Raw genomic sequence first — 7,097 nt, forward strand, 5'->3', positions numbered from 1 at the left:
GGAAACCCCACCCAATATATGATGGAGAAAGCCTTTTTGGATATGGACTTTCCTGGTCAATACATCACCTGTGAGGTGGAGAGTGACCAGCTGCAAACAGCACTGGAGGGGTTGAAAGCCCTGCATGTTGCCGGAGGCAACGTCACCGCCCCCTTCAAGCAAAGGGTCTTTCCCTACCTGGACAGTTTCACTGAAAGTGCGCGACTCAGCAATGCGGTGAACTGTATCACCCTGCAAGCGGATGGTACCTACCAAGGAGACAATACCGATGGAAAGGGGTTCCTGCAGTCGCTGAAGGAGCAGGTCAGCAATCTCAGTGAGAGGCGCGTGGTACTCTTTGGCTCAGGTGGAGCCGCCTCAGCCATTGCCGTGGAGTTGGTCCTCTCTGAAGTGAAAGAAGTTGTGCTGGTAAACCGTACCAGAGAGAAAGCAGAAGCACTTGCTGAGCGTTTACAGGGCATCTCGAAGACCAAGGTATCTACCCAGCCTTGGGAAGGTACCTATCAGATTGAAGAAGATGGCTTGGTGGTGGTGCAGGCAACCAGTGTTGGGTTATTTGATGAGAATAGCTGTATCGATATTGCATTCTCCCAGGGACTACGGGATGTCATTGCCTGTGATGTGGTATTCAATCCCACCGATACGGCTTTCTTGAAGCGTGCAAGGCAAGCAGGGGCAGCTACCCTTGATGGACTGGGAATGTTGGTGAACCAAGGGGTACTTGGTATTGAGAATTGGACTGGAAAAGACGCTGATGCAGAGGTGATGAGAGCCGCACTGGAAAAGGCCTTTTCACTCTGATGACAAACAGATATCAAATACTGTACTATGGGCGACTATGAACTACTACTTCATTGCTTGCAGGACAGGACGAGAAGAATATGTGAAGGCTCATCTGCTCAAATTCTTCAGTCGGGAACTTGAAGAGGATGAAGTGATGGCCTTCATTCCCATGCGTCGGATGATCGACCGTCGTAAGGGGAAAAAGATCATGACTGACCATCCCATACTCCCTGGGTACCTGTTGCTCTCCTGTGATGTATCATTGCAGGATTTCAGTCGGGATGTACTGAAGCTACCTGGTTGTTATGGATTCCTGAGAAATCTGAACAAGACCATTGAGCTACAGGGCCCTGATTATGAGTATGCTGCTTGGATTATGCACAACAAGGGTACCATCAGGCCATCGAAAGTAGTCTATAAGAAGGGTGAGCCGATTAGAATTATCGACGGGCCGATGAAGGACTTCATGGGTACGATCGTGAAGGTCGATTATCGTCACAGCAGGGTCATGGTCGAGTTCCAGTTTGCAGAGGTGATCAGGCGTGTGAGTATGCCGGTAGAGTTTGTTGAGTCCAGTAGGTAGCTGGAAAGAGGGTTTTCTCTACGATTCATTTACAGGGCATGAGCGGCATGGTATAGTAGCGCTACCCGAGCTCCTGTGTCACAAGAAAATTTGTGCTACACGTTCTGCATGGGAGCAGAAGAAGATAGAGACCAGGGGTGATGTTGCATGAGTGGAATGGTGAAAAGTCGTTATATACGCTGGGTTGTCCTGATGGCAATGGATGCATTTTTTTTGTTTGCTGCCGGACTGCTGGCTTCCTGGGTGGTTTTTCAGACCTTGCCTTTCAATTTTGATTCATTGCTCTATTTTAATATTCTTGCCACCATCCTGCTCCTTTTTGCCGTTCGTTTTTACCATATCAGAATCAGTGAGAGCTCCCTCGACCTGCTCGGTCGTGGTTTGACCGCGTTTATTCCGGTAACCATCCTCGGGATACTCCTGATTGGCTTTTACCTTGGATTCCGTAGTGATTGGATCCCCTTTATAGTCAGTACCGACATCTTCGGCTTTCTCCTGGTGATGGGGTTTCGTGTTTTTTACCGGTCGGTCTTGGTGTTCAAAAATAAACAGAGCAACAACCAGCATCCTCGAGCTGTCATCTATGGGGCAGGGGAGTTGGGAAATACCTTGGTAAGACAGTACCAAAAAGGAAAGCTCCCCTACCATATTGTAGGATTTGTCGATGATGAAGTGCATCTCCACGGCACATACATGCTCGGGGTGAAGGTCTACGGGAGTGTGAAGGATTTGCCACAGGTGCTTCAGAACCTGAAAGCCAAGACGCTCATCATTGCCATTACCCAGATTGACCAGGAGAGAATGCTTCTGGCTGTCGATGCGGCAAAGGAAGCAGGTTGTGATATCAAGGTCATTCCTTCCCTCTTTGAGATGCAGGAGGGCCAGAAAGAGCTGGACCTCAGGAATCTTGACTATGCAGACCTTCTTGGTCGTCCCCTGATCAGCATCGACAAGGAGCCGATCAGGCAGATGGTTCGTGGGAAACGCGTTCTGGTAACGGGAGCAGGAGGGAGCATCGGCAGCGAGATCTGCCGGCAGTTGCTTACCTATGGTCCAGAGCAGCTCCTGCTGCTCGATGTTGATGAGACAGAGCTCCATGACCTCTCCCTGCGATTGCATAACTACCAGAAGGAGTGGAGTGACCTGGTCATTCCCATTGTCTGTGATATCAAGAACCGAAAGAAGATTGACCGTATCATGACCCAGTTCAAACCACAGTTGGTCTTCCACGCTGCAGCCTACAAGCATGTACCACTTCAGGAGCTGTATCCAGAAGAGGCCATCACAACCAATATCAATGGTTCTTATGCGGTACTCAAGAGTGCCAAGGAGCACCAGGTTGAGAAAGTCGTGGTCATCTCCACCGACAAGGCGGTGAACCCGACCAATGTAATGGGGGCTACCAAGCGGGTGGTTGAGTTAATGGCCGGCATGCTCAACAGCAAGGAGACAGAAATTGTCTGTGTGCGCTTTGGCAATGTCCTGGGAAGCCGGGGAAGTATGCTTCCGCTCTTCATGGACCAGATCAAGGCAGGGGTTCCCATAACCGTCACCCATAAGGACATTATCCGTTACTTCATGGCAATTCCTGAGGCAGTTGGCTTGGTGTTCAAGGCAGCCAGCATGGCAAAAGGTGGAGAGGTGATGGTCTTGGATATGGGTCAGCCGGTCAAGATCTATGACTTCGCAGAGAAGTTGGTGAAGTACTATGGGGATAGCAGAAGCCAAGTCATTGTCACCGGGCTTAGACCGGGTGAGAAGCTTTATGAGGAACTCCTTGCCAATAAGGACACCACCATTCCTACCGAGGAGAAGCTGGTGTTCAAGGCAAAGGTAAACAACCATACCATCAGTGAACTCTCCTTCCTCAATCACTATCTTACTGCCTTTGAGAAAAGTACTCCCGAAGAGATGCTGAAGATGCTTCATGAACTGGTTCCGGAGTTCAAGGGCCCAAAGATGTAGGGTGTTATGCAATAAGACTGTAACAGAATCTCAATCTTGTAGAACTGCACATGCTCTTCTACAAAGCAGGTAGACCTAAGTATTTGAGAGGGTATGTGTAGCACAGTGGGGAGTTCTCTGAAGACCAAGTATATGCACTGGATTGGGGGATGACGTTTCTCTTGGTTCCCCTGTAACACAATACCACCTTACAGAGCTTGCTATGATGCCCAGAAGATGGTGGAATGCTATCATTTGGATTTCCCCAGGGATTCAGTGAATGCTTTGAAGGAAATTGTTCAGGAAGTGGTCTTGCAAGTCCGAAGATACCAGCTAGTCTCTCGTGTAGCAAGATGAAAGGAGAAAAAGATTTTTCCGTTTCAAAATCTGTCTTGACTATCCATTCCACCTTAGATTACTTTTCATTTGTCTATGAGTTGCTTGATAAGAATGATAGATCAGAAAATACCTTGTCAAATAGAGAAAAGTTTTCATGGGGGTTGCCGAAGTTTGTTGAGGTCTGAGCGTGGGACATGACTTTGGGAGCCAGTCGAGAGAGATGTAGCAGAGGAAGAGGTTGCTGTCTGACTCTGTTTAGTTGTAGCAAATTTTTAATAATCTTATACATTATGGTAGGTTATTGGATATTCTTCTAGCTTACCCCGGGATTTGTAATAACAACTCATCGAGGGATACTTGGAAGCTACAATAGGTAGTGAAGGATACTAAAAAAGGTGATAGCATTGCATTTGCCGATTTATCTATTACCTGTGGCAGGGCTTGTCATAGGGATTCTGATTTCTTTAATGGGTGGAGGTGGAGGAATATTTTATGTTGGGATGCTGACAGGATTGTTTGCTGTTTCCATGGATCAGGCTGTGTCTGTATCTCTTGCAACAATTATCCCGACAACCCTTGCTGCTTCAATAAGTCACTATAGGGCAGGAAATGTAAAGCCAAAAATAGGATTTCTCCTGGTAGCAGGCGGAGTTATTGGAGTAGCTGCAGGTTCTTATCTTGTTACCATTATTCCCCTAAAAGTTCTTAAAATAATATTTGGGGTCTTTCTTCTTGTCATGGGAGCCGGAATGGTGATATCGAGAAAGAAAAAGCAAGTCAAAGAAGAAATATCAGAAAGCGAACAACTCTTAGAAGCTGACGCTCATGGAAGTAAGCCTATTTCAAAGCTTCTTATAGTAAAAGGCTCGGTATTTGGACTACTTGGCGGGCTAATGTCAGGTATGCTCGGTGCAAGCGGCACACCTCCAATCCTTGCAGGTCTGTATAGTATGGGTCTTTCCTCTTTGGAGGTAGTGGGTACATCAGTCATGGTGCTATTTTTTATAGCTGTTACAGGAGTGATAACCCATAGTGCATTTGGAACTCTGAATTGGCTACTGGTGATCTTGCTTGCATCCGGCACGATAACCGGTGCATTCCTTGGGCCTTTGTTGGGTAAGCGGATAGACAAAAAAGCTTTGGAAAAGTTTTATGGCCCGTTTTTTATTGTATTCATTATGGTAATGGCAATTTCAATGTTCTTCTAAAAGTTTGCTATAGTTGACAAGGTAGGTTTTGCAACCCAATATGTCACATAATCTTTTTCAGGTCACATGGTCTCGGCCAGGTATGATTGATTACTGCTTTTCGAACTTTGACAAATATAAGCCAATGGCGTATATAATAACCATATGGAATTCATCGAAACGAGTATATTAGCAAGCAAATTCAAGAATTCCTTGACGATGAATCTTATAGAGAATTGTAAAAACAGCAGGTTTATAGACCTGATGCTGGGGCTGTAATACCTGGTGCAGGAGGGCTGAGAAAAATTCGATGGTCAGGGAGTGGTCGTGGCAAACGTGGTGGTATACGGGTAATTTATTCCCCAATGGATTGAAAGGTTTTGTAGAGTTCTTCAACCAGGAAAGGATTCACCAAGGATTGGACTACCAAACACCAGATGAAGTGTATAAAGCAGGATGTTTCCCAGAAAGGGAAATCGATAATCAGGTAGCATAGAAATATTCGTTATTTTTCTTGATACCTGTCTTGACAGAGGGCTTAGCTCCTTCTGATGGACAGTTTCTGTTGTTGTATGCCTATGCAAAGAACGTTACAGAGAACATAACAGAAGCACAATTGCAGAAGCTCTCGGCATTGGTTAGGAAGGAGCTAGTATGAACGAGAAAGATTTTGAATTGTTGGTAGAGAGTATACAAGAAGGTGGAAAAATCCTGCGAAAGGAAAAAGAGCCTGCCCGTACTTTTGTATTCTCACCACCTGATATAAAAGGTATACGTAAAAACGTAAAGGCAACACAAATTGAATTTGCCTCAATGATTGGCGTCAGTGTAGCTATACTAAGGAATTGGGAACAGGGTAGGAGAACTCCAGAGGGGCCTGCTTTGGCCCTTCTAAAAGTAGCATCCGAGGATCCTCAATATATCAAGAAAATTCTGAACCGGTAAAAAAGATCCCAAGAGCTGCTTTTTGGGTTTATAGGTCTAGTGAAAGTACATAAGAGTAAAATGTAATTTCTGCCGTTTCATTCCTTCTGAAGCAGTACCTAAAGTCCTCCGTAATTCAGAGCATTTTCCATGGCAAGAAACCAGACAGAAGTAAAGAATTGTAGTAACCTTATTGTATGAAAACAAACATGCGTTCCTTCATGGTTTTGCTTGTTCTACTTGCCTCTCTTTTCACACCCTTGTTTGCAGAGGGAAGCGAGTATTCCCAGGCATTGGGAGTCCAGGTTGGGCGCTTGGCCGGGGTTGGTATAAGTTACCAGCGATGGCAGGAGCACATTGGCTACCAAGTAGCTGGTGGTTTGCTGTACCACCCAGAGATGGAGTATGGCAATGACCAACTGGTCTATAACATCGGGTTTGAGTTGCAATACCCCTTGGTGTACCACGAAGTGAACTCCTCTCTTGCCGGAACGCTTTATTTCGTAGGGGGAGTACACCACCAAGGGTATAGGGAAGCAAAACTTACTTCAGCTGACCCTGACGTATATAGTGCTGGACCTCTCATCCTCAACTTGGGCATTGGAGGCGGAATAGGCGTCGAGACCATCCTCTTCAAACATTTTGCTATCAGTACTGAATTTGTCTATATGGGTATGTATGAGCTCAACACCTCCACGCTTAATGTGGATATGTATCCTCAGGTAAGCCTCAGGTATCGGTTCTAATTCCTAAATACTAATGCAACGTGAGTGTTGCTAACACGCAAGAAAGCCGTACCATACTCTCCGTAAAAATGGTACACTGGCCTACATGGAAAAGCTTGTAGGAAGAGCTGACGTTGCAAAGGCAGCAGGGGTATCTGAGTCCACGGTCTCCCGTGCACTCAACGATTCCCCCCTTATCAGCGACAAGATCAAGAAGAAGGTACGTTTGGCCGCAGAACAGCTGGGCTATGTGCCCTCACGTACTGCTACGCTCTTTGCAAGCAATAGAAGCTTTGCCATTGGCTTTGTTGTTCCCTACTACAAGAAGATTTTACCCTTCACCCGTTCTTACTTTCCTGCATTGCTGGATGGGTTGTTGCTTGGAGCACTGCAGTACAACTACAATGTTGGCATCGTCTTTGAGAACTATCTGGGCAAGTACCGTAGTTACCGGGACCTCATTACCAGCCATAGCTATGATGGTTTGATCTTCGCTATCACCAAGGACCAGTTTCCTGAGATTGACCCTCTCATCGAGCACGACCTTCCCTTTGTACTGGTGAACAACTACCAAGAGGGTGCCGCAAGTATCTATGCACGTCCTGATGAGGG

General features: G+C 46.3%; 7 protein-coding genes. All 7 read left to right on the forward strand.

The window, feature by feature from the left end; all coding sequences use genetic code 11:
* Window positions 1-801, forward strand: an 801-nt coding sequence (gene aroE / locus AB7S66_RS10430) for a shikimate dehydrogenase (protein WP_428519755.1), incomplete at its 5' end; no start/stop codon positions are given.
* A gap of 37 nt (window positions 802-838) precedes the next feature.
* Entirely contained in the window at window positions 839-1,366 is a 528-nt protein-coding gene (gene nusG, locus AB7S66_RS10435; RefSeq protein WP_428519757.1) for a transcription termination/antitermination protein NusG, read from the forward strand.
* 147 nt (window positions 1,367-1,513) lie between these two features.
* Entirely contained in the window at window positions 1,514-3,331 is a 1,818-nt protein-coding gene (locus AB7S66_RS10440; RefSeq protein WP_428519759.1) for a polysaccharide biosynthesis protein, read from the forward strand.
* Between the two features lie 713 nt (window positions 3,332-4,044).
* Window positions 4,045-4,857, forward strand: a complete 813-nt coding sequence (locus tag AB7S66_RS10445) for a sulfite exporter TauE/SafE family protein (protein ID WP_206363085.1) — start codon at window positions 4,045-4,047, stop codon at window positions 4,855-4,857.
* A gap of 633 nt (window positions 4,858-5,490) precedes the next feature.
* Window positions 5,491-5,781: a helix-turn-helix domain-containing protein gene (locus AB7S66_RS10450; RefSeq protein ID WP_428519761.1), complete on the forward strand. Its 291-nt coding sequence runs from the start codon at window positions 5,491-5,493 to the stop codon at window positions 5,779-5,781.
* Between the two features lie 176 nt (window positions 5,782-5,957).
* A complete protein-coding gene (locus AB7S66_RS10455) occupies window positions 5,958-6,506 on the forward strand; it encodes a hypothetical protein (RefSeq protein ID WP_428519763.1) in 549 nt (182 codons plus the stop codon).
* A gap of 85 nt (window positions 6,507-6,591) precedes the next feature.
* Window positions 6,592-7,097 (forward strand): LacI family DNA-binding transcriptional regulator (locus tag AB7S66_RS10460; RefSeq protein WP_428519765.1); only part of this gene is annotated, 506 nt, incomplete at its 3' end.

This window comes from Sphaerochaeta sp., from assembly GCF_050178175.1.
In the GTDB taxonomy this organism is placed as follows: domain Bacteria; phylum Spirochaetota; class Spirochaetia; order Sphaerochaetales; family Sphaerochaetaceae; genus Sphaerochaeta.